The following is a 21,647-nucleotide window of genomic DNA, read 5'->3' as shown; positions in this document are numbered from 1 at the left end:
GGGATAGTTTCACATATTATCAAAATATTGTTAGAGGCCGTGTCGAAAAATATTTTTTTGACACCCCACCAACGGCTTAAACCGTTGATAAATCAACATTTATAGAGGGAGGTAAACGAACGTTAATCATTACTTCAATGAAATAGGGGAACGTTTTCTTGTCTTTTGTTCCCCTAATTGATCCATTTGTTAAAGAAAATAAATCGATAAAACTCTGTCAAAAGAAATTCCTACACCATTCTTCTTTAGCTTAAGAAATTGTCATCACTTCATATTTTGAGGCTAATTCAATAAATTGAGCCATTCCGCTAATTTTACCAGCCATTAGCTTCTCATTAAGCTCATAGTAGTCCACGCATGTTTTGCAAGCAAGAATGTCGACATCTTTTTTTTCTAGTTCCGCTAATTGGAGAGATACCAGTGATTCTTCTGTTAATGTAAAAACGCCCCGGTTTAAACAAAAAACAGCTACAGGCAAATCTTCCTTTTGTTTAAGAATGGTAAAGAAAGTTTCTAGTAAACCTTCGCCTAAATCTTTTTCGCCTGCACCAAATTGATCAGATGAAAGTAAAATCACTTTATTTTTCATTTTTTACACCTCACGGATTTATTGGAAAGTATGTTATGTATTTCACATATATAATTTTATCATTCCTCTTATTTATTATCTCATTCATTTTATTGATGCAAATGATAGATAATCCATCTATTTTGTGAATTGACTTCGGTGCTAACTTATCCTTAAGAAACGTGGGGAAAGGACGGAGGGACAGGTCTGACCCATGTCCCGCCAGGTTCAAGCAAAAGAGGCTGACGAATCTCCAGCCTCTTTGCATCATGTTATAAAAATAGCTTAAGCCGTAATATCCTCCACCTGATCCTTCTTTTTCCTAGCCCCTTCCAGCATATGAATCACAACGGCAGCCACAAGAATGGCAGCAATCACTACGCCTGCGAGCAAGATTGAAGTATCCATTAATAGAACTAGAATAATTCCGACAATGGAGGCGACGGATGAAAGAATCGTGTAAGTAGCAAAGGTTTCTTTCATCGATAAGCCGAAAAATTCTTTTACCATCCAGAAGCCTGGATCATTTACATGGGAAGCGAAGGCTGTTCCGGCTCCGGTTGCAAGGGCAACAAGGGCTAAGTTTGCGTCAGGATATGAACTTAACATTGGCAGGACTAATCCCGCAGTTGATAATGCCGCAACTGTTCCTGAACCTAAGCAAATACGGAAAATAACTGCCACCACCCATGAAAGTAAGATGGGTGAAATGGTCACACCATCAAACAGACCGGCAATATAATCTCCCACTCCGCCATCGATGATCACTTGTTTGAAGGCACCGCCGCCGCCGGTGATTAAGATCAGCAAACCAATGGCGTTGATCGATGCTCCGGCAGAGGCCGTTAACTCTTTCATTGGCGTTTTTCTGGCAATTCCCATTGTATAAATCGCTAATATTAGCGAGATTAACAATGCCACCGGAGCGTTTCCGACAAAACGAACGATGACGACGAAAAGATTATCGGCAAATCCCACTTGTTTTTGAAAAATATCTAAAAAGGCTGCACCAAACATCAATAGAATTGGAAATACTGCAGTTATGACACTGATAGCAAATCTAGGCGTTTCTTCTAATTTCCATGGTTTTTGATCCCCGATTGCTTCGGCATTGCCTGTTTTTTCAAAAGCGCTTGGAATCCACTTTTTGTTGATTTTCGGGAACCATACGCCTGCAACGACAATCATTGGAATGGCAATAAAGATTCCATACACTAATACCATCGCGATATCAGCGCCATACTCCTGCGTAACCGCTGTGATTCCCGGATGCGGCGGCAAAATGCTGTGAGCAACCACTAAAGCACCGGCCATGGTCAGACCAAAGTGGGTAATGGACATTTTTAATTCCTTTGCAATCATATCAATTTCCCCCACCGACTCACTTCGTTCCTTGAGGGAGGGGTTTGTAACGTATCGAACCTATGAGCTAAGCGCTTAACGTTACTGGACCTGCGACATTGTGGCTCTGTTGACCACCAGGCCCTCTATTCCGTCGCTGTTGCTTCGGAACTGCTTTAAGTAATGCGGTAGGTTAAAGGGTTATGAACCTCAACATCTTCGATGCGGAAAGGGATCGTTCCTTTTTCAGTATATTTTCGCATGATATTCGCGGAACCATTGACGTCTGCATTGAGGATGGTTCTGCTTTTTGTGCGATATAAACCTCTAGAAATTCTGTGACCGGAAAAGGTTTGGTCTCCTTTTTCACGATATTTAGGAATAGTGTCTCCATCTAGAAAACTAGCTTTAGAAGTATAAGATTCTTCTGTTACAAAAACTTTAATACTAATTTCTTCAGCTTTATATCGAATCATTGAAATCAAAAGACTATACGGAATCTGAACAAACTTTTGATTATTCACTTTCCCGATATTAGAGTTTTGTTTCCAACCTTCATTTTGACCGATAATAATGGTGTCAATATTTTCAAACGCAGCTAACTCTTTAATAAAAAAACTGAATTTATGAAACAAATCCTTTAACTTACGATGCCGAATCGCATCGAGATGAATCAAACGTTTAGAAGAAAATAATCCTTCTTTCGGGTCCTTTCCTTGGCGTAATATACTATAATAATAGGCTCTCATTTTGTTGTAGTATTGATTAATCGACTTGACCGCTTTGCCCTTTAACAAAACAGGAGTCATTCCTGTGTTTGTCGTTATAGTTGCTAAGTTATCAATTCCCAAATCAATACTCATGAAGCGGGAAGAAACGCATTTTTCTCTTTCCTCTAATTCAGGTTTTTCGAATACTAATTCCACTACAAATTGATCATACCTTGGGATGACACGAACCGATTTTAACTTATTTGAAGTGGAACCTAGTTTCCCGATATTCAGCTTTTCTTTTGTTTTAGGAAATTTTAAAAATTTGTTTTCTTTAATGACACAATCCTGATTGGTAAATTCGATTTCTTTCATTGTTGCACGGCTATATCGTGGAATGTTTGGCTTACCAGTGTATTTGGCTGGATTTACTTTCCAATCTTTTAAACTAACATAAAACGATTTCCAATTTTTAAACACCGTTTTCATCGTTGATTGACTACTTTGAATAGGTAGCGATTGATAGTCGTTTTGTTTCATTAATTTAAACAATGCATCGAGAAAGTTGTAATGAACATACGGATTTGAACAATCCGGCAATGAAAACAAATTACATGTAACCTCTTTTCTTTTTTCTGCCGGTTTTTGTTGTTCTTTTGCTAATCGTTTTTCATAAGCATCCGTCTGGACTTTGTTCATTGGATCGATAAAGGCAGCCAGCGTATCCATTACTTCTTTTTGAAGAGGGTGCAATTCTTTTTTTGAGGTTAAGGCTGTATACACTTGTCTAATATAAAAGTTGGTTGTGTTGTACAAATTTTTACTATTTTCGCACATTGATTGAAAATAAGCATACATCCGATGCCCTTTTTTGATCCAAATTTGTTGAGTGGAATAGCTTCCGACTTTATTCTCATTTTCCATACACTTTCACCTCCTTTGTTTATATTATATCAAACGCACGTTCCGTAAGACGAATAATACAAACAATAATGGCCTACTTTCTTTCAAAACCACCTACCGATTTTATGGATTTTACCAGTGTAATAAAGGACATGCTCAGTTGTAGTCATTTTACCGGCATCAATGTGAGCCATGATGCCTCCGCCAAAACATCTTCTGAAGAGGAAAATCTTGAATTATACGCCCCTATCCTGATTCAGATGACATATTTACAAGCCTGCTTTTTATATGTTAACCTATTTTATAAATAAGTTAACAATCAAAAGGAGGGAGTTTATGGCACAGTATTTTTGGATAACGGGAACGGATACAGATATTGGGAAAACATTGATCACTACATACTTCATGCGCTATTTCCAGGCCAAAGGAGCAAACGTCATACCATACAAGCCTGTGCAAACGGGAATCATTATAGAAAATTCACGGAAATATTATGGCGATACAGCATTTTATCAATCATTCAGTGAAGAACCGTTAGCAGCAGCGCATTTGAATAGTTATTCTTTTAAAGAGCCTGCTTCACCCCATTATGCTGCTAGGTTAGAAGGGAAGGTAATAGAAGAAGAGGTCATTCTGCAACATATTAAACAATTAAAATCATTATATGACTATGTGTTTTGTGAAGGTGCCGGCGGCTTGTACGTTCCATTAAATGAACAGCGAAACTATCATTTTCTCGATCTGATGAAACAATCCGAGTTACCTGTCGTATTAGTTGCCCGTACAACATTAGGCACGATCAACCATACATTGCTATCGCTCGAAGCGCTTAAAAGGAATGATATCCCGATTGCCGGGATTGTCTTTAATGCATTTGATGGGACCGAGCTTGAGAGGGACAACATCGAAACCATCAGGCGCATCACGGACTTGCCTTCTCTTGTCATTCCTAAGTTAAAAAATATAGCAGATATAAAATCTATCTCGATAGAAAGTACGCAATTTTTCGAAAGGTTGTTAAGTATATGAATCCAACTATTTCAGACTCACAGAGAAGAGACTTACTACATGTTTGGCACCCATGTTCGCAGATGAAAGATTATGAAGATTTTCCTCCCATTGTCATCAAACGCGGCAAAGGCATTTATTTATATGATGAAAATGGAAAGCAATACATAGACGCTGTTTCCTCTTGGTGGGTAAACTTATTCGGACATGCTAATGAACGAATCAGCAGCGCACTAGCCGATCAGGCCTTTCAATTAGAACATGCGATTTTTGCCAACTTTACGCATGAACCCGCGATTTTTTTAGCAGAAAAACTAGCAGAAATCACTCCGGATGGATTAAATAAAGTATTCTTTGCTGATAATGGTTCATCGGCGATTGAAGTGGCATTAAAAATGAGCTTTCAATATCATATGCAAAAAAATAGACCAAAGAAAAAACGTTTCCTCGCTTTAACGGATGCCTATCATGGTGAAACCTTGGGGGCTCTTTCTGTTGGGGGAGTGGACCTGTATAACGAGGTCTTCCAGCCATTATTGCTCGATACGATCCGGGCACAAGGACCGGACTGTTTTAGATGTCCATTTAACGAGGAGCCCGGCAGCTGCAATACCCCTTGTATCACCTATGTGGAAGAACAATTAAAGCGGCATCATGAAGAGATCACGGCGATTATCATTGAACCATTAATTCAAGCAGCAGCAGGGATGAAAATGTACCCTTCGGCCTATTTAAGAAGATTAAAGGAGCTTTGTGTTCAATATGATATCCACTTAATTGCAGACGAAGTGGCCGTCGGATTTGGGCGCACGGGAACGATGTTTGCCTGTGAACAAGCGGGAATTACCCCCGATTTTCTATGTTTGTCAAAAGGATTAACAGGCGGTTATTTACCATTGTCAGTTGTTCTGACGACAGATGAAGTTTATGAAGCATTCTATGATGACTATGGAACGATGAAAGCCTTCTTACATTCTCATAGTTATACAGGTAATGCGTTAGCCTGCCGAGTGGCACTTGAGGTATTACAAATTTTTGCCGATGAGCACGTCATCGAACAAAATAGGGAGAAAAGCAACTTTATGAAGGAATATGCAGCGAGCGTATTCCAGCACCAGCCCTACATTGGTGAATACAGACAAACAGGTATGGTCGGCGCCATTGAACTCGTAATTAACAAAGAGACAAAAGAACCATTCCCAAGTGAAGAAAGAGTGGGATATCAAATATATAAACTGGCACTGGAGAAAGGTTTGCTCCTAAGACCATTAGGCAACATCCTTTATTTCATGCCGCCCTATGTTATCACAAAAGAAGAAATCAAAACCATGATCGATCTGGCCAACGAAGCAATCCAGCAGTGGAAACAAGGGGGCAGTTCTCGCGTTTACCTAATAAATTCCAAATCAGGAGGAAGTGAAGTTGAATAAAAATACAACGATTTCGTTAACGGCAATTGCTTTGTTTGCGGCTTTAACCGCCATTGGGGCATTTATTCGAATCCCATTGCCGTTTGTTCCATTTACGCTGCAAGTGCTGTTTGTCTTTTTAGCGGGGAGTCTACTTGGAAGTAGAAAAGGGATGCAAAGCCAGCTTGTGTATGTCGGAATTGGTTTAGCGGGTTTGCCGGTATTTACACAAGGAGGTGGAATCGGCTACTTTTTGCAGCCTACATTTGGCTATTTACTCGGCTATATTGCGGGAGCGTTTGTCGTCGGATGGCTGATTGAACGAATAACGAATCCGAAGACCTACCACTTTATTTTAGCCAATTTAGCCGGTTTAATGGTTGTTTACTTAGTTGGTGTACCGTATCTGTACCTGGCCCTGAATCTATGGATGGATGTGCCAAGCAGCTGGGGCCATGTATGGATGATTGGTTTTGTCTATAGTATTGCCGGAGATATTGTCATTTCAGTGATAGCCGGTGTTTTAGCGCTAAGATTATATAAAGTTTTTCATAAAATGCGAAATAAACAACCGATCCTTTCACAAGAAGAGGGGACAATATAAATGAAAGGAGATCCAAGCGGATCTCCTTTTCATATAAACTTTCAGCCGCAATAACAACGAACCCCATCCAAGGGCGAACGTTAGAAGAGGGTCAGGCTAAGCTGAAACTAATCGTTAATATTTAAATTGTGAAATGGATTGTGCTAATTCCTCTGCCATTTTAGAAAGTGCTCCCGCAGATGCGGCAATTTCCTCCATGGAAGCCAATTGTTCCTCGGTTGATGCTGCTACTTCCTCTGAGGCGGCTGCATTTTCTTGGGCAATGGATGATAAATCATTTGTTGTGGCCGTTAGTTCTTGAATAGATGCGGCAATCTGCTCAGTTGTAGCCGATACTTCCTCCATTTGCGGTACGATTTCTTTTGTACCTTGCAAAATTTGTTCGAATCTCTCAATGGCCTCATTGGATATTTGCACACCTGTTTTTACATCCTCGTTTACTCGTGCCATTTTTTGCACCGCAGTTTCCGTTTCACTTTGAATCCTTTGGATGATAACATCTATTTCTTTTACAGCCTGCTGCGATTGCTCCGCAAGTTTTCGTACCTCTTCTGCGACTACGGAAAAGCCTTTGCCGTGTTCGCCAGCCCGGGCTGCTTCAATGGCGGCATTTAATGATAAAAGATTCGTTTGATCAGCAATCGCTGTAATGACATTTAAGATTGAACTGATTTCCTTAGAATGTTCATTTAAAGTGGCCATCATGGCATTGGATTCTGTCACGGATTCACTGATTGATTTCATTTGCGTGACAGTATTGGCAACAGCCGTACCGCCTATTTCAGCTTGCTGCATTGTATGACGGGAAAGGCCGGATACTTTTATCGAACTATCTGTAATTATCGTAACACCATGAGCAATCTCATCTAAAGCTCTGGCTGTTTCTTCTACGCCGCTTGTTTGCTTTTCAGAACTGCCGGCTACTTCCTGGATAGCATGAGAAACTTGTTCAGCGGCATCTGTCGTCTGTTCAGCACCTGCTGTAAGCTGCTCGGCCGAAGCTGAAACTTGTATAGAATTATCCCTTACTTTTTTTACTACATTTCGCAGGCTCTCCAACATTTCATTAAAGGCCAGTCCTAATTGACCGATTTCATCTTTTGTTTTTATTTTTATATTTTGCGTTAAATCTCCTTTACTAATCGTTATAGCGTGTTCCTTTAGGTCATTAATTGGTTTCATGATCGATTTTATGATAAAGAAAATAGCGCCTGCACCTATTACAAAGGAGATGGTGATAATCAGTAATGTCTTTTGAAAAATTGGAGCTGCTGCTTTGTCTAGTTCAGCCATATACAAAGTTCCGGCAATTTTCCAACCCGTTAAATCATTCGTTATGAAACTCATTATTTTGTTTTCATTGTCGATTGAATAGGCGAATGTTCCTTGTTCTTTTTTATACATGTCATTAAAAAATTCTTCTGTTACCTCAGTACCGCCTTCAAGTGTAGGATGGGCGATGACTTTTTTATCTTCATCTAAAAGAAAAGCATAACCTTTTTCGCCGATCTTTACTTGATTGGTCATCTTTTGTAACTGTGCTAATGAAATATCTACAGCCATAACTCCATGTCCATCGTCTGTTGTTTTAGCAACGGTTATGACCATTTCTTTCGTGCCTGCATCCGCATATGGCGCAGTTATAATGGTTTCTCCCTGATTTTCCACTGCTTGTTTATACCAGTCTCTTTTTCTTGGATCATACTTTGTTGTATCGGTCACACGAGGCTCTTGTATATATAGACCCGTTTTCGTCCCTAAATAGATACTTGCCGCTTCAGGATGAATTTGAATATATTCATCGAGATGAGCTCGTAATTCAGGGCTGTTTTCGTCTTGATAAACTTCAGCATTAACAGTTTTCGCAAAGTACTCCATATCCATCATTTTAGGCTGTAACGTACTATTGATGGTTGTATTTAAAAGACCGATATTTTGTTCAATTCCATGGATGGCTTCCTCTTCGACAGCATCTTTGGCAGTAGAATAGGATAGGTATCCAATAATGATGGCTGGAATAATTAGAATCATGACAAGGGCAAATATTAACTTAACTTTTATATTACTCATAAAGTTTTTCATACAAGACCTCTTTCAATTATTTAAAGTATGATTGATAATATTAATATGTAAAATTCGTGAACCAAGGTATGTAATGACGATTTCTTTACATTACTTTTTCAATCGCTTCTTTAATACGATCCATATTAAAAGGTTTGACTATAAAGTCTGTGGCTCCGGCCTTAATGGCTTCAACTACCATTCCTTGCTGTCCCATAGCGGAGCACATAATGATTTTAGCGTCTGCATGTAACTTTTTTATTTCTTTCACGGCTTCTATGCCATTCATTTCAGGCATAGTAATATCCATTGTCACAATCTCTGGTTTTAAATTCTGATATTGTATCACCGCTTCCTGACCGTTTCCGGCTTCCCCAACCACTTCATGTCCCAGTTTGGTTAACATATCTCTCAACTGCATCCTCATAAATGCTGCATCGTCGGTAATTAATATTTTTGCCAATGAAATCATTCTCCTTATCAGTTATTGATTGACCACTTGTCTTAGTTGTTCCATTTTGTATAAGCCAGTCACTTTTTGAATCTAGAAAAATCAAAATCTTGTGCTCAGTATCTGCAAGCCCTTTCATGAAATCCTGAACAACCCCACGAACAATATTAAAGAGATAAAAATCATAGATCATATTACTAATATACCATTTTAATATAATTTTAAGATAAATTCTATATCCTTTGTAATAGGTCGCAAGGGAAAAACACGGGGACGGTTCTAGTATTCCCCTAATATATTCCAAATCTAAAAAACTAGAGTCTTCAATCGGACCGTGAAATTATTTGAGAAATATGGGGGTGGCTCTCGCGTTCATCTTGGGACGGAGGTCTCTGTCGGCAGTGGATTCCCCCGTCCTTGCCGGAGAATCACTAAAAATAATTTTTGCCATCTTTGACAGCTGTTTGTGAAGTTTACCTTTCTTGAACAGCTGCTTTTTTTGCCTTATGATGGATGTCCAAGCACAGAGCTCCTGTAAACGAACAGGAATAGTTAAAAATGGAGGAGTGTGACTTCAGCATGCAATATGATGCAAAGAATTCCGAAGAATATTTAGAAATGCTTGAAGACGATTGGCGGAAAGAAAAATTGCTTGCGATTCGGCAAATGCTCCTTACATATGCACCTGAATTGGAAGAGGTGATTCGCTATAAGATGTTGAATTATGGCAAAGATGCTCACTATATTTTTGCCTTAAATGCGCAAAAACATTATGTCAGCCTTTATGTAGGAACAATAGAGAAGATAGGAAATGCAGAAACCCTCTTAGCGGGCTATAACTATGGCAAAGGCTGCATCCGCATCAAAAAGTCGATAAAGATTGAAGAGACGGGATTGGAAAAATTTATCCATAAAACCGTTGATATGTGGCGCGCAGGCGAGGACACAGCCTGTTAATATAGAATAACTTTGTACATGTTCATCAGCCTTATGTGTAACGGATGAGCGGGTTTTCTTTGGTCATAAGGAAACGAAGCGAGTGTTGCACATAATGCTTCTTTGTATTCGTTCCTCTGTTTCAGCCTTCGTGTGAAAGAATCAAAAGTGTGAAAGCTTTCCCCTTGTTTAATAAATGTGTTGATACACCCACACTGTTTAAGTATTTTTAGCATAAATTATTACTAGCAAATATTGATAACGATTGTCCCATGTACGGTTTTTAGACAAGGTTCCGTCCTAAAAATAAGGGGCGTATTGGACGGAGCTTGGATGTTATGGCAAAAATCGAAAACGATATCCGGAAATGAAACGTGCTGACTTTTTTGTTGGGACAAGTGTTATTGCTTGGTGGTGGTAATATGAATTACTTAGAAAAGCATTATACCAATGAATTTTTCAAAATCTACTATAAGAAAGGGATTTGGAGACAGACTCCTTGGCTTGGTGTAATGACACTGAAATGTCCCTTTGATTTGTGGATCTATCAAGAAATCCTATACGAAACAAAACCTGATTGGATTATTGAGTGCGGTACATTTATAGGAGGAAGCAGTCTATTTCTTGCATCGATGTGCGACCTCATTGACCATGGGAAAATCATTACGATCGATATTTTGGACTATAAACCGAAAAAAACTCATCCGAGAATAACTTATTTGCATGGATCGTCGACCTCTAAAGAAATAGAAGAGAAAGTAAAAAGTATGATTAGCGAAGATGAAACGGTGATGGTCATTTTAGATTCCGCTCATTCGAAAGCACACGTATTAAACGAACTTAACATCTATTCCAAATTAGTTACGCCCGGTAATTATCTAATTGTTGAAGATACCTGTGTGAATGCTCATCCTCAAATGCCGTACTTCGGAAATGGACCATTGGAGGCGGTACTACAATTTTTAACTGGGAATGATCGATTTATTGTTGATCGTGCACGGGAAAAATTTTTACTCACATTCAATCCAAGCGGATATTTAAAGCGAGTGAAATAACTATGGGGCGCAGCATGAACCAACCGAGCCGAAAATTAAATAGTAGAATGGTTCTCCCCCCTTCTAACATTAGAAGGGGGAACAAGTGGGGGCGGTTCTCATGTTTCCCTAATATCACAAACTAAAAGCAGGAAATCCTTTCACCCGGGTCCTGCTTTTTTTTACTCATTTCAGATTTGATTGCCAGACACCAGCTAAATGTCTAACGCCAATTCTCTATTTTGATATAGCGGTTTGTGGAATACTTGTAAAATATGGCAGTAATTGATATATTAAATCCAAGAAGGAATTATCTTGACCACTTTGATAAGGTTAAGATAATTTTTTTATATCGTACAAAACAAATTTAAATAATATGGATTGTCATACCCCTTCGTCCTTACTCTATTTTAGGATAATGATTAGGAGTGTGAAATTAAACAGAAGCAAATGGAAAAGGGAGTGAAAGGAAAGTTTTTAAAAAGAAATAACGTATTGCTGATCTTTTAACTTTAGGAGGTTATATAGATGAAATTGAATAGAATCGGTATGTACTTCTTATTACTTATCATATCCATCGCGATGATTGGCTGCAGCAATGATTCGAATAAAACTTCTGAATCTAAAGATAATAAATCCACTTCAGAAAGCAATAAGAAATACAAGGACGAAATGAATGTAGCGATAACGGCGCAGCCGCCAACACTTGATTCAGCGATGACGGTATCACAGGTGGCGCTGGATGTTGCCGGGAATATCTTTGAAACGCTTTATACATTAAATGCTGACTATGAACCGACACCCATGCTGGCAGAATCAGTAGATGTTAGCGACGATGCGAAAACTTATACATTTAAGTTAAGAGAAGGCGTTAAATTCCATAATGGAAAAGAAATGACTTCAGAAGACGTTGCTGCTTCCATGAATCGTTGGTTAGAAAAATCTTCGCGGGCAAAGTCATTATTAGCGGGTGCCAAGTTTGAAGCGCAAGATCCATATACAGTCGTTTTAAATCTGCAGAATCCTGCTTCAGACGTGTTAATTATTATGGCATCACAGGCGAACTTCCCTGCGATTATGCCAAAAGAAGTCATTGATGCTGCTCCGGCTGAAGGCATAAAAGAATATATCGGTACCGGTCCATTCAAGTTTCAAGAGTGGAAACAAGACCAATATATCCATTTAGTCAAATACGATGGCTACCAACCAGTCGCTCAAAAAGCAAGCGGTTTTGCCGGCAAGAAAGAAGCCTTTGTGAAAGATGTGTACTACCATTTTGTAACCGATCATTCAACACGGATTGCCGGTATTCAAACGGGAGAATATGATATTGCGGACAGCATTCCTACTGAAAGCTACGAGCAGCTGAACAGTGCAGACCATGTCAAAGTGTATACATTCGTGGGTGGAACCTTGACGATGTTTATGAATACGAATGAAGGGCCATTAGCAGATGTGAAAATGAGACAAGCCATTAATACTGCATTTAATATGGATGAAATTATGATGGCCAGTTTTGTGAATAAAGATCTTTACACATTAGATCCTGGATACATGAATCCAAAGCAAATACAATGGGCTACAGATGCCGGTAAAAAAGTCTATAACCAAGCAGACATCAAAAAGGCAAAGTCTTTATTAAAAGAAGCCGGTTATAACGGGGAAGAGATAACTTTATTAACAACGCCGGATTATGCTGAGATGGCCACAGCAACAACCGTTGTTCAAGAGCAGCTAAGACAATTGGGGGTCAATGTGAAGATAGAAAGTTATGATTTCCCGACATTCTTAGAAACAAAGGGTGACCTATCAAAATGGGATATCTTCATTACAAGTAACGGATATCAATTAACACCGCCGCAATTGCTGGCTGTTAACCCGGAATGGGCAGGGTTAAATGATCCGAAGGTTGCCGAATCACTTACAGCTATTCGTTCAGCAAAAAGTACTGAAGATGCAAAAGCTGAGTGGGAAAAATTACAAGGCTACCTTTATGAAACTTTATCATCTACAGCTATAGGACAATACAAGAGCATCCTTGCTACAACAGACAAGCTCGAAGGCTTTGAAGTATTTGAAGCTCCTATCATTTGGAACACGAAAGTGGTTGAATAAAAATAAATAAAATCCTCCATGGCTTTTTAGCGTGGAGGATTATGCATTTTTTTAATAAAGGGGGGTCTCTTTTGCTCGGTTATATTATTAAACGGATTTTATCCTTAATTCCTGTATTATTTGTCGTATCAATTGCTATTTTTCTAATTATCCATCTTACCCCTGGGGACCCTGCTGCTGCCATTCTTGGTTTAGAAGCGTCAGAACAGCAAATTCAAGAATTAAATGAAACAATGGGGCTGAATCTGCCCATTTATCAGCAGTATATCCATTGGGTTTCAGGCGTACTGCAAGGGGATTTTGGTGATTCTTATTTCATGAATGAGCCTGTTACAGATGCTATTTTCAACCACTTAGGACCGACTGTTTCGCTGGCCCTGTTAGCTGAAATAGCAGCGCTCATTCTGGCGCTTCCGATTGGGATTTTGGCTGCCTATCGCCGGGGTTCCTTTAGCGATAAGTCACTTATGGTGATTTCTTTATGCGGAATGGCGATCCCAAGCTTTTTATTAGGGTTATTGCTGATGCTCGCATTTGGGGTGTCCTTACAATGGCTGCCCGTTGCAGGCTATAAGCCGTTAAGTGCGGGACTGTGGAATCATCTGCGCTACTTAATCTTGCCGGCCATTTCGCTGGGTGCTTTCCAGGCTGCACTTGTTGCCCGCATGACTCGCTCTTCCATGCTGGAGGTTCTCGATAGAAATTATATTAAAACGGCACGCTCAAAGGGCGTGAAGGAGTATAAAGTTGTTATCAAACATGCGTTTAGAAATGCCTTTCTGCCCATCCTGACAGTCATTGGCCAGTCATTCGGCGCATTAGTGACAGGTGCCGTGGTGGTTGAAACCATTTTTAACTTGCCGGGTCTGGGCCAGCTTATTATGAACTCAATCGAACGCAGAGACTTTGCTGTCATTCAAGGAGTAGTCCTTTTTGTTACATTAATTTACGTTTTCATTAATCTTATTGTGGATTTACTCTATGGAGTGATCGACCCAAGGGTAAGATTGGGGCGTAAATAGGGAGGAGGTCAAAGTATGGAGGTTATGGAGGGAAAAGACAAATTCCAAGATATAAAATCTAATCTGAAAAAACAACAACGTCAATTGTTTTTTAAACGATTTTTATCCAATAAATTAATGGCTGCCGGAAGCCTTGTCTTCGTTTTGCTCATTGTCGTTGCTCTTATAGGTCCAGCACTCATGTCCTATGATCCATATGCAATGAAAGTAGCAGAACGACTGCTGGCTCCTAGTTCTGCCCATTTATTAGGTACAGATGAATATGGACGAGATCTGCTGACACGTATTGTTTATGGAGCGCGGGTGTCGATCGGGGTTGGTTTAGCGGTGACGGCTATTTCAGCTTTTTTGGGCCTGATGATTGGTCTATATGCCAGTTATTATCCCGTATTAGACCATATTTTAATGCGGATTTGTGATGGATTAATGGCCATTCCCGGAATCCTTTTGGCGATTGCCTTAATGGCAGCATTGGGTCCATCAGCGATGAATGTCATCATTGCGTTAACGATCGTGTTTACACCAAGCATTGCCCGCATTGTCCGTTCATCTGCGTTAGTCATTCGGGAGCAGACGTATATTGAGGCGATGCATGCACAGGGGGCGGGCACTTTAAGAATTATTTGGCGCCATATCGCTCCCAATACGCTCTCGCCCCTTATTGTCCAAGCTACATTTGTATTTGCCGAAACGATAATTTCTGAAGCAGCGCTTAGCTTTCTGGGTGCCGGAATTCCGGTTCCTGATCCGAGCTGGGGAAATATTCTGCAGGCAGGTAAATTAGTGATTTTTAAAGCATGGTGGATGGTTGTCTTCCCAGGCCTGGCGATTATTACTTCGGTATTATGCTTGAATTTTCTTGGCGACGGGTTACGGGATTTAATCGATCCTCATCATTCAAGGAAGAAATAGAGAGGGAGGTGTAAAGTGATGAATATGCTGCCGCTTTTAGAGGTAAAAAACTTAAGAACTCATTTTCGTACGGAACGGGGGCGTGTGACGGCTGTTGATGGGGTAAACTTCCATGTCCATGAAGGAGAGATTCTCGGGGTTGTTGGTGAATCTGGCTGTGGAAAAAGTGTGATGTCCCAATCCATTATGAGATTATTTGATGAGAAGTTTACCGTTGAATATGAGGGTGAAGTCCTTTTTAAAGGAAAAAATTTATTTGAATTATCGCAAACCGAGATGCAAAAAATACGCGGCAATGAACTATCGATGATTTTTCAAGATCCGCTAAGCTCCTTGAACCCTGTGTATTCCATCGGTGATCAAATCAGAGAAGCGATCAGGCTGCACCAGCATGTTTCGAAAAAGGAAGCCCATGCGAAAGCGATCGAAATGCTGCGGCTGACAGGAATTCCTTCACCGGAAAAGCGGGTGGATGAATATCCGCATCAACTTTCAGGCGGAATGCAGCAGCGGGCAATGATCGCCATGGCCCTTTCTTGCCAGCCTAAATTATTGATTGCCGATGAACCGACAACCGCACTGGATGTAACGATTCAAGCGCAAATATTAGATCTGATTGTAGAATTAAATCAAAAGCTTGGGATGGGGGTTATTTTCATAACGCATGATTTAGGGGTTGTTGCTGAAATTTGTACCCGCGTGATGGTCATGTACCTTGGGCAAATTGTGGAGGAGACGGATACGGAAAGTTTATTTTCTAGGCCGCTTCATCCGTACACAAAAGGATTAATGAAATCCATTCCGCAATTAGAGGGGGATCGTTCGCACAAGCTTCATGTAATCGAGGGAACTGTACCTTCACTCGACAATGTTCCGAAGGGCTGCCGTTTTGCTCCCCGCTGTCCTTTTGCGGACGAGCTATGCCGGGAAAAGGCTCCTGATTTAGTTCAGCATGGCGAGATGCAAAAGGTGAGATGCTGGCATTTTAAAGAAATTGCCTTACAGGAGGAGGGTTCGCATGATTCTGCAAAATAACAAAGAACCTTTATTGGATGTGCAGCATCTAAAAAAATACTTTCCTGTGACAGGTTCGCTCGGGCGTTTGGGCGGCATTAAAGGGCAAGTGAAAGCGGTCAATGATGTCTCATTCCAATTATTTGCAGGGGAGACCTATGGACTCGTAGGTGAGTCAGGGTCAGGAAAAAGTACAACAGGGCGAACGGTTTTAAGATTGACGGAATCCACGGATGGAAAGGTTTTTTACAACAAGCAAAACATTTTTGAACTGTCTAAAAGGGAAATGCGATCCGTACGCAAGGATCTGCAAATGGTTTTCCAAGATCCGTTTTCTTCATTAAATCCCCGCATCCGCATCGGGCACACAATTGAGGAGCCTTTAGCGATTCACTCATTAGCGGATGGGAATGAACGCAGAGAAAGAGTATTTGAGATGCTAAATAAAGTAGGCATGCAGAGCGAACATTATTATCGCTATCCGCATGAATTTTCAGGCGGGCAAAGACAACGCCTTGGTTTAGCCAGAGCCTTGATTGTAAATCCAAAAATTGTGATTTGTGATGAACCGGTTTCGGCTTTGGATGTATCGATCCAATCACAGGTTATTAATCTTTTAAAGCAGATGCAGACTGAATTGAATTTGACTTATCTTTTTATTACGCATGATATCAGCGTCGTACGGCATATCTCGGACCGAATCGGGGTCATGTATTTAGGCAGGCTGGTGGAAGAGGCACAAACTGACAGCCTGTTTCAATCTCCGCTTCATCCCTATACACAAGCACTGTTCTCAGCCGTGCCGGGCAGAGGGAAGAACAGAGAAAGAATCGTCCTAAAAGGAGAAATTCCCTCGCCCTTAAACCCGCCAACGGGCTGTGTGTTCCATACACGATGCCCGCATGCAATGGAAATATGCAAAGTAAATATCCCGGAAAAAAGAGAAATGTCCCCCAAACATTACGTCGCCTGCCATTTGTATTAGAGAAACAAGGGGACGGTTTTCTTGCGTTTCCCTAATATAATCCAAATTAAGGTGACCTCATAAGAGATCACCTTCCTTTTAAGTCCTAATCATCATTTACTCATTTCTCAACCAAAGCCTATAAGACTTTGCCTAGGCTCCCCGCCATTAAAACTCATTTGCTTTTTCTAACAGGCTGGAATCCAAATACTCGTCCAAATTGATTTTATTTTTGGCCACGGGGTTTTTGCCTTCGCTGAATTGCTCAATCAGGTTTTCCCAGTATCATTCTGTTCAAGTATTATAATCAACTTTCTCCAATCATGGCAACGGGTAAATTTATTTATACGGAGCTATTTTATAAATATTTTGAATTATTAGATAGTATTTGCCAGCTATTTAGTCTAAAGGATTTATCAGAAAAGCCGATATTAAAACTAAGTCAACTAATGGGAATTGCTAATGGCTATAAGATTTTTAGAAAGGAAGGTAAGCAATGAATTTTGTTGTTTTTAAAAGAAAATCAGGAAAACTATTTAGTTCACTTCTATTACTTGCTGCTATTTTAGCAGTCTATTTACCAGCTAATAGTGCAAAAGCGGAGGTTTTATACGCAACGGAAGATGTAGAAAATCTCAAAATAGATTCTCCTATCGTACTTGTATTTGATCAGGCTATTCAATTCAATCCCATGTTTATCACTAATCCTGCAACGCCTAATACAAACTTTAATGGCATTCAACTATTAGATTTAACAAATCCTTTAATCCCGACGCCAGTTTCTATTCATTTAGAGGCGGCTGGAAATAAGCTGAAAGTCATTCCAGATCCGTCTCTATTATCGCCTGATACGGATTATCAATTAGTAATAGATAAGGATATTGTGACAACGGGTGCGCCCGGAGGTTTTGTTTTTGCTAATGCTGCTTTAATCCAAACATTAACATATGAATTTAGTACAGGTTCCCTTTCATTCTTAGAATTAATGAGAGGCGGCGGTGAAATAAATGATTTAATTGAATATTTTACTCCCCGGCAAATGATTGTAACCGCTCCAGTCCGTTATTTTGACAAAATGGAAGCTATTCATCGTCAAAGAGGTATGAGTGGTACAGATACAGAATCGGTGACGAATTTAAATATCAGCCTTGATGATCCCTATGGAAAAGTGGTCCGGATTGTCGTAAAAGTGGGTGTGCAAGAAAAAGAAATAAACTATTTGCATATTAGCGGTGCGAGTCCATCATATGACTTTGCTTTTGCTGGCCTGCCGGACAGGGGATATGATATTCAAGTTTTCGCTTATAACAGTGTTGATGAGGAAGATGATGAACACTTATTGGATAGCCGCGTGATCAAAGTAGCGCCAACACCGAATAAAGCGACAACGACGGTAAAAGCTAACGATTCTTATAAAATGGCTGGCAGATCCTTTACTTTATATCAATTGATGCAAAAGGAAAAGGATATGCAAAAACTGCTTACAGAAAATAGTATGAAGGATATAAAAGTTCAGGTGGTGGAAGAAAATTGACCATGTGGCTGCAGAGTGTAAAGAAACTAAGTATCACATTTTTTGTGTCTATCCTTTGTATCAGCTCAGCACCCCTCGTATTAGCGGAGGGTGACGTTGACCAGTGGGACAAAGGAGAGACAAACGATCCGAAGAAAGTATGGACGATTGAATTTAACCAGCCGCTTAAGTCTTCTAAAGTGCGAACTACATCTGTGTACGTGATGGATGAAAGTAACAGGAAGTTCTCTACAACGGTGTCATTGTCTTCCGATAAAAAGTCTATCATGGTAACACCAAGAAGAGATTACGAGGCTGGCAAGGAATATAAGCTGTATATTGATAATTCGATTGGCTCAGAAACGGATAAGACATTAGAAAAGCCGATTGTTTTTCCATTTACTATTTTGGAAAAAGTAGAGCCGCCGAAGGAAGAAAATGGGTCAATAGTAAAAGAGGAGCCTGCAGCAGGAGGGTCTAATCTGGAAAATAGCAACCTGGTGAAAAACGTAAACATTAATCTCACACCATATGCGGCATTGGTCAGCCTCTCAACGGATTATTCGATAGCAAGAGTAATGGCCGGTACTGCCGAAATGTTCTATGAAGGAAATAATCAGTTTAGCGCAGGAATTGTTGGTTTAGAAGTGGGTGATCCGATTAGAATTCGCGCTTTTGATGCTGAGGGGATCACCGTATATGATAAAGAATACACTGTCCATTAACAAAAACAATTGTGGAGGAAAACGATGAGGATAATGAAAGTTCTGTTAGCCGTGATTTTATTTTCCGCAAGTCTATTTCCTTTGGCTGCAGAAGCGAAAACAAACTTTAAAGATGTAACGCAAGACTTTTGGGCGAAAGAGGATATTGATTTTTTAGCTGAGAACAAGATTATTTTTGGTTATAATAATGGGAATTTTGGCGTAGGGGATAATATTCGCCGCTCCGATGCTGCGATGATGATTGTAAGAGCTTTGGGGATTGAGACGAAGAACCGTCCGAACCCTAAATTTAAAGATGTTAACTCCAAATCATACGGTTACGATGTCATCGCCGCTGTGACAGATGAGAAAATCTTTTTTGGAAATAATGGTGAGTTTAAACCGAATAGTACATTAACTCGTGCTGAAATGGCTGCCATTCTAACAAGGGCCTTTCAATTAACTGGGAAAGGTGTGAATGTCCCGTTTGAGGATGTTCCTAATAACGCGTGGCATTATGAATCTGTTCAAGCCTTATTGGCGAATGAAATCACCTTTGGCTACGCTGATAATACGTTCCGGCCTGCTGACCCCATCACACGCGCACAATTTTCCGCCTTTTTAGCAAGGGCTATGAAACAAATGCCGCAAGAAGAAAAGCTAGAGGTTGTTAAAATTTACTAGATGGCTGGGGAACCTTGAAAAATAGAGTAATATAATAGAAGGAAAGTTATACAGCGGAAAAAGCTTCCTAGTATTAATGGAGGCTTTTTCTGTTGTATGAACCTGAGCGCGGCATGCTGATTTTTTATCATCATATCCATTTCTTTTGTATGCGAGTTTCCTGTAAAAAGCAAACTAAAGATTATTGTACGATTATATAGGAGGATCATGAAAGGAGAGAATGGCTGTGGAATTGGGAATATTACCCGCTAAAACGAAATCATTATCTTTATTTTTTCTTATAACCGCCATTGTGCTGGCAGCGTTTAATTTACGACCGGCGATTACATCGGTTGGACCGCTGGTTGGAATGATTCAGGAGGATGTTGGACTAGTCCATTGGAGTGTAGGTCTGTTAACAAGTTTGCCGTTAATCGCTTTTGCCATCATCTCACCATTTGTTCCGAAAATCGCAAGCAGGCTGACAAATGATCGAACGCTTTTGCTTGGCCTGGTTGTTCTATTGCTGGGAATGGGCATGCGGGTGTTTGCGGTGAAGTTTTTTCTTTTTTCCGGAACGCTTTTCGTTGGTGTCGGGATCGCGATCTTAAATGTGATTTTACCCGTGATTGTTAAAGATAAATTTCCGGGAAAAGTGCCGCTAATGACAAGTGTTTATTCCACTTCTATGGGAGTAACTGCTTCGCTGGCATCAGGTCTTAGTATTCCATTGGCAAGCGGTTTAAACCTTGGCTGGAAGTCTACGTTAATCATTTGGGGGATCCCTGTTGTTATAGCTGTGGTCATTTGGTGTTATGTTCTCAAATATAATAAAGGTGATCAGACAAAGCTTAACCGTGTCATTCCTAGTGATCATCGAATTTGGCGTTCAAGTCTCGCCTGGCAAATTGCTCTTTTTATGGGTTTTCAATCTTTCTTATTTTATGACATAGTTGCATGGCTGCCTGCAATTCTAAATGACAAAGGAGTAAGTATGGGGACCTCCGGCTGGCTTTTGTCATTTACCCAGTTTATTGGGCTGCCTTTCAGCTTCATCGTTCCGGTCATGGCAGGTCGCTTTCGTTCCCAGCAGTGGATCGTGATTGTTTTAGGTCTCTGTTCATTAGCCGGGTTTGGCGGCCTATGGCTTGATACATCGTTTCCCATTTTGATATTGTGTATTGTTTTATTAGGAATTGGATTAGGCGGGAGCTTTCCTCTCGCATTAACCTTTATCGCCATTCGGGCTCGCGATGTGAAACAAGCGGCCGAACTGTCTGGCATGTCACAATCAATTGGTTATGTCCTTGCGGCGGCAGGACCACTGTTTATCGGCTATTTGTATGATCTAACTCATTTGTGGAATCCTCCGCTCATCACACTGATGCTTGTCACCATTCTGTTGATTTTCTTTGGTGTGTATGCCGGACGGGACAGGTATGTGTATTAGAGGAATTTTGATTTTTACTCTAAGTTAAGTCTTGCAAATATGAATAATTCACGATGAAAGGGGGCAGTAAATGGGAAACCCCCTTTCATCGTGAAAGAAGAGGAAGATTGCTATATAATTCATTAAAAGAATTAAAGTCCTAGAAGACCAAGAAGCTGAGCAAGTAAATTATTAAGAAAACCCATGAATGTCACCTCCAGACAAGAAATGATTTAAATTGAAATCTAAAAGAATTAAAGTCCTAGAAGACCAAGAAGCTGAGCAA

General features: G+C 40.2%; 18 protein-coding genes and 3 pseudogenes. 14 read left to right on the top strand and 7 right to left on the bottom strand.

Annotation, left to right across the window (positions count from 1 at the left end; genetic code table 11):
* Positions 1-250: 250 nt before the first annotated feature.
* The 4 genes and pseudogenes from HNR53_RS08705 to HNR53_RS08690 all read right to left on the bottom strand — a co-directional run.
* Positions 251-589, bottom strand: coding sequence for a DsrE family protein (locus tag HNR53_RS08705; RefSeq protein ID WP_184524934.1), 339 nt, complete (start codon positions 587-589; stop codon positions 251-253).
* A 384-nt stretch (positions 590-973) separates the two neighbouring features.
* Positions 974-1,918 (bottom strand): annotated as a pseudogene (locus tag HNR53_RS08700) (gluconate:H+ symporter); the annotation flags it as partial.
* A gap of 167 nt (positions 1,919-2,085) precedes the next feature.
* A complete protein-coding gene (locus tag HNR53_RS08695) occupies positions 2,086-3,543 on the bottom strand; it encodes an RNA-guided endonuclease InsQ/TnpB family protein (RefSeq protein ID WP_184524930.1) in 1,458 nt (485 codons plus the stop codon).
* A gap of 95 nt (positions 3,544-3,638) precedes the next feature.
* Positions 3,639-3,716: pseudogene (locus HNR53_RS08690) on the bottom strand (GTP-binding protein); the annotation flags it as partial.
* Between the two features lie 142 nt (positions 3,717-3,858).
* On the opposite strand from HNR53_RS08690, the gene bioD reads away from it, so the two are divergent.
* From bioD to HNR53_RS08675, 3 genes are read left to right on the top strand one after another with little or no spacing between them, the layout of a single operon-like run.
* On the top strand, positions 3,859-4,551 hold the full coding sequence (bioD, locus tag HNR53_RS08685) for a dethiobiotin synthase (protein ID WP_184524926.1): 693 nt from the start codon (positions 3,859-3,861) through the stop codon (positions 4,549-4,551).
* Complete coding sequence (bioA, locus tag HNR53_RS08680) at positions 4,548-5,960, top strand: adenosylmethionine--8-amino-7-oxononanoate transaminase (RefSeq protein ID WP_184524924.1); 1,413 nt, start codon at positions 4,548-4,550, stop codon at positions 5,958-5,960. Before bioD ends, bioA begins: the two co-directional genes overlap by 4 nt.
* Positions 5,953-6,543: a biotin transporter BioY gene (locus tag HNR53_RS08675; RefSeq protein WP_184524922.1), complete on the top strand. Its 591-nt coding sequence runs from the start codon at positions 5,953-5,955 to the stop codon at positions 6,541-6,543. The genes bioA and HNR53_RS08675 overlap by 8 nt, the downstream gene beginning before the upstream one ends.
* A 114-nt stretch (positions 6,544-6,657) precedes the next feature.
* Here the strand turns inward: HNR53_RS08675 and HNR53_RS23645 are convergent, their stop codons facing one another.
* The 3 genes and pseudogenes from HNR53_RS23645 to HNR53_RS08665 form a co-directional block, all read right to left on the bottom strand.
* Positions 6,658-7,605 carry a methyl-accepting chemotaxis protein gene (locus HNR53_RS23645; protein WP_425488699.1) on the bottom strand — a complete coding sequence of 316 codons (948 nt, stop codon included), beginning with the start codon at positions 7,603-7,605 and terminating at the stop codon, positions 6,658-6,660.
* Positions 7,600-8,574: pseudogene (locus HNR53_RS23640) on the bottom strand (HAMP domain-containing protein); the annotation flags it as partial. The gene HNR53_RS23645 and the pseudogene HNR53_RS23640, both read right to left, overlap by 6 nt.
* Before the next feature lie 136 nt (positions 8,575-8,710).
* Complete coding sequence (locus tag HNR53_RS08665) at positions 8,711-9,067, bottom strand: response regulator (protein ID WP_184524918.1); 357 nt, start codon at positions 9,065-9,067, stop codon at positions 8,711-8,713.
* Between the two features lie 546 nt (positions 9,068-9,613).
* Here HNR53_RS08665 and HNR53_RS08660 point away from each other — a divergent pair.
* The 11 genes from HNR53_RS08660 to HNR53_RS08610 all read left to right on the top strand — a co-directional run bounded on the left by HNR53_RS08660 (position 9,614) and on the right by HNR53_RS08610 (position 21,382).
* Positions 9,614-10,012, top strand: a complete 399-nt coding sequence (locus HNR53_RS08660; protein WP_246439428.1) for an iron chaperone — start codon at positions 9,614-9,616, stop codon at positions 10,010-10,012.
* A gap of 401 nt (positions 10,013-10,413) precedes the next feature.
* Positions 10,414-11,046, top strand: a complete 633-nt coding sequence (locus tag HNR53_RS08655; protein ID WP_184524913.1) for a CmcI family methyltransferase — start codon at positions 10,414-10,416, stop codon at positions 11,044-11,046.
* 507 nt (positions 11,047-11,553) lie between these two features.
* On the top strand, positions 11,554-13,140 hold the full coding sequence (locus HNR53_RS08650) for an ABC transporter substrate-binding protein (protein ID WP_184524911.1): 1,587 nt from the start codon (positions 11,554-11,556) through the stop codon (positions 13,138-13,140).
* A 71-nt stretch (positions 13,141-13,211) separates the two neighbouring features.
* On the top strand, positions 13,212-14,162 hold the full coding sequence (locus HNR53_RS08645; RefSeq protein WP_184524909.1) for an ABC transporter permease: 951 nt from the start codon (positions 13,212-13,214) through the stop codon (positions 14,160-14,162).
* Between the two features lie 15 nt (positions 14,163-14,177).
* Positions 14,178-15,074, top strand: a complete 897-nt coding sequence (locus tag HNR53_RS08640; protein ID WP_184524907.1) for an ABC transporter permease — start codon at positions 14,178-14,180, stop codon at positions 15,072-15,074.
* Positions 15,075-15,092: 18 nt separating this feature from the next.
* Positions 15,093-16,109: an ABC transporter ATP-binding protein gene (locus HNR53_RS08635; protein WP_281391771.1), complete on the top strand. Its 1,017-nt coding sequence runs from the start codon at positions 15,093-15,095 to the stop codon at positions 16,107-16,109.
* Positions 16,093-17,073 carry an ABC transporter ATP-binding protein gene (locus tag HNR53_RS08630; RefSeq protein ID WP_221452259.1) on the top strand — a complete coding sequence of 327 codons (981 nt, stop codon included), beginning with the start codon at positions 16,093-16,095 and terminating at the stop codon, positions 17,071-17,073. Before HNR53_RS08635 ends, HNR53_RS08630 begins: the two co-directional genes overlap by 17 nt.
* Positions 17,074-17,548: 475 nt before the next feature.
* Positions 17,549-18,586: an Ig-like domain-containing domain gene (locus HNR53_RS08625; RefSeq protein WP_184524905.1), complete on the top strand. Its 1,038-nt coding sequence runs from the start codon at positions 17,549-17,551 to the stop codon at positions 18,584-18,586.
* Between the two features lie 2 nt (positions 18,587-18,588).
* On the top strand, positions 18,589-19,290 hold the full coding sequence (locus HNR53_RS08620; RefSeq protein ID WP_246439457.1) for an Ig-like domain-containing domain: 702 nt from the start codon (positions 18,589-18,591) through the stop codon (positions 19,288-19,290).
* A 24-nt stretch (positions 19,291-19,314) separates the two neighbouring features.
* Positions 19,315-19,953: an S-layer homology domain-containing protein gene (locus HNR53_RS08615; RefSeq protein WP_184524901.1), complete on the top strand. Its 639-nt coding sequence runs from the start codon at positions 19,315-19,317 to the stop codon at positions 19,951-19,953.
* Positions 19,954-20,179: 226 nt separating this feature from the next.
* The gene (locus HNR53_RS08610; protein ID WP_343065304.1) at positions 20,180-21,382 is read left to right on the top strand and encodes a CynX/NimT family MFS transporter; all 1,203 of its coding nucleotides are present in this window, start codon (positions 20,180-20,182) and stop codon (positions 21,380-21,382) included.
* Positions 21,383-21,647: the final 265 nt, after the last annotated feature.

Origin of the sequence: Bacillus benzoevorans, from assembly GCF_014207535.1 — a bacterium.
Lineage (GTDB): Bacteria > Bacillota > Bacilli > Bacillales > Cytobacillaceae > Bacillus_BD > Bacillus_BD benzoevorans.
The sequence above is the reverse complement of the archived record's forward strand: the minus strand, read 5'-3'. Positions and strand labels throughout refer to the sequence as shown.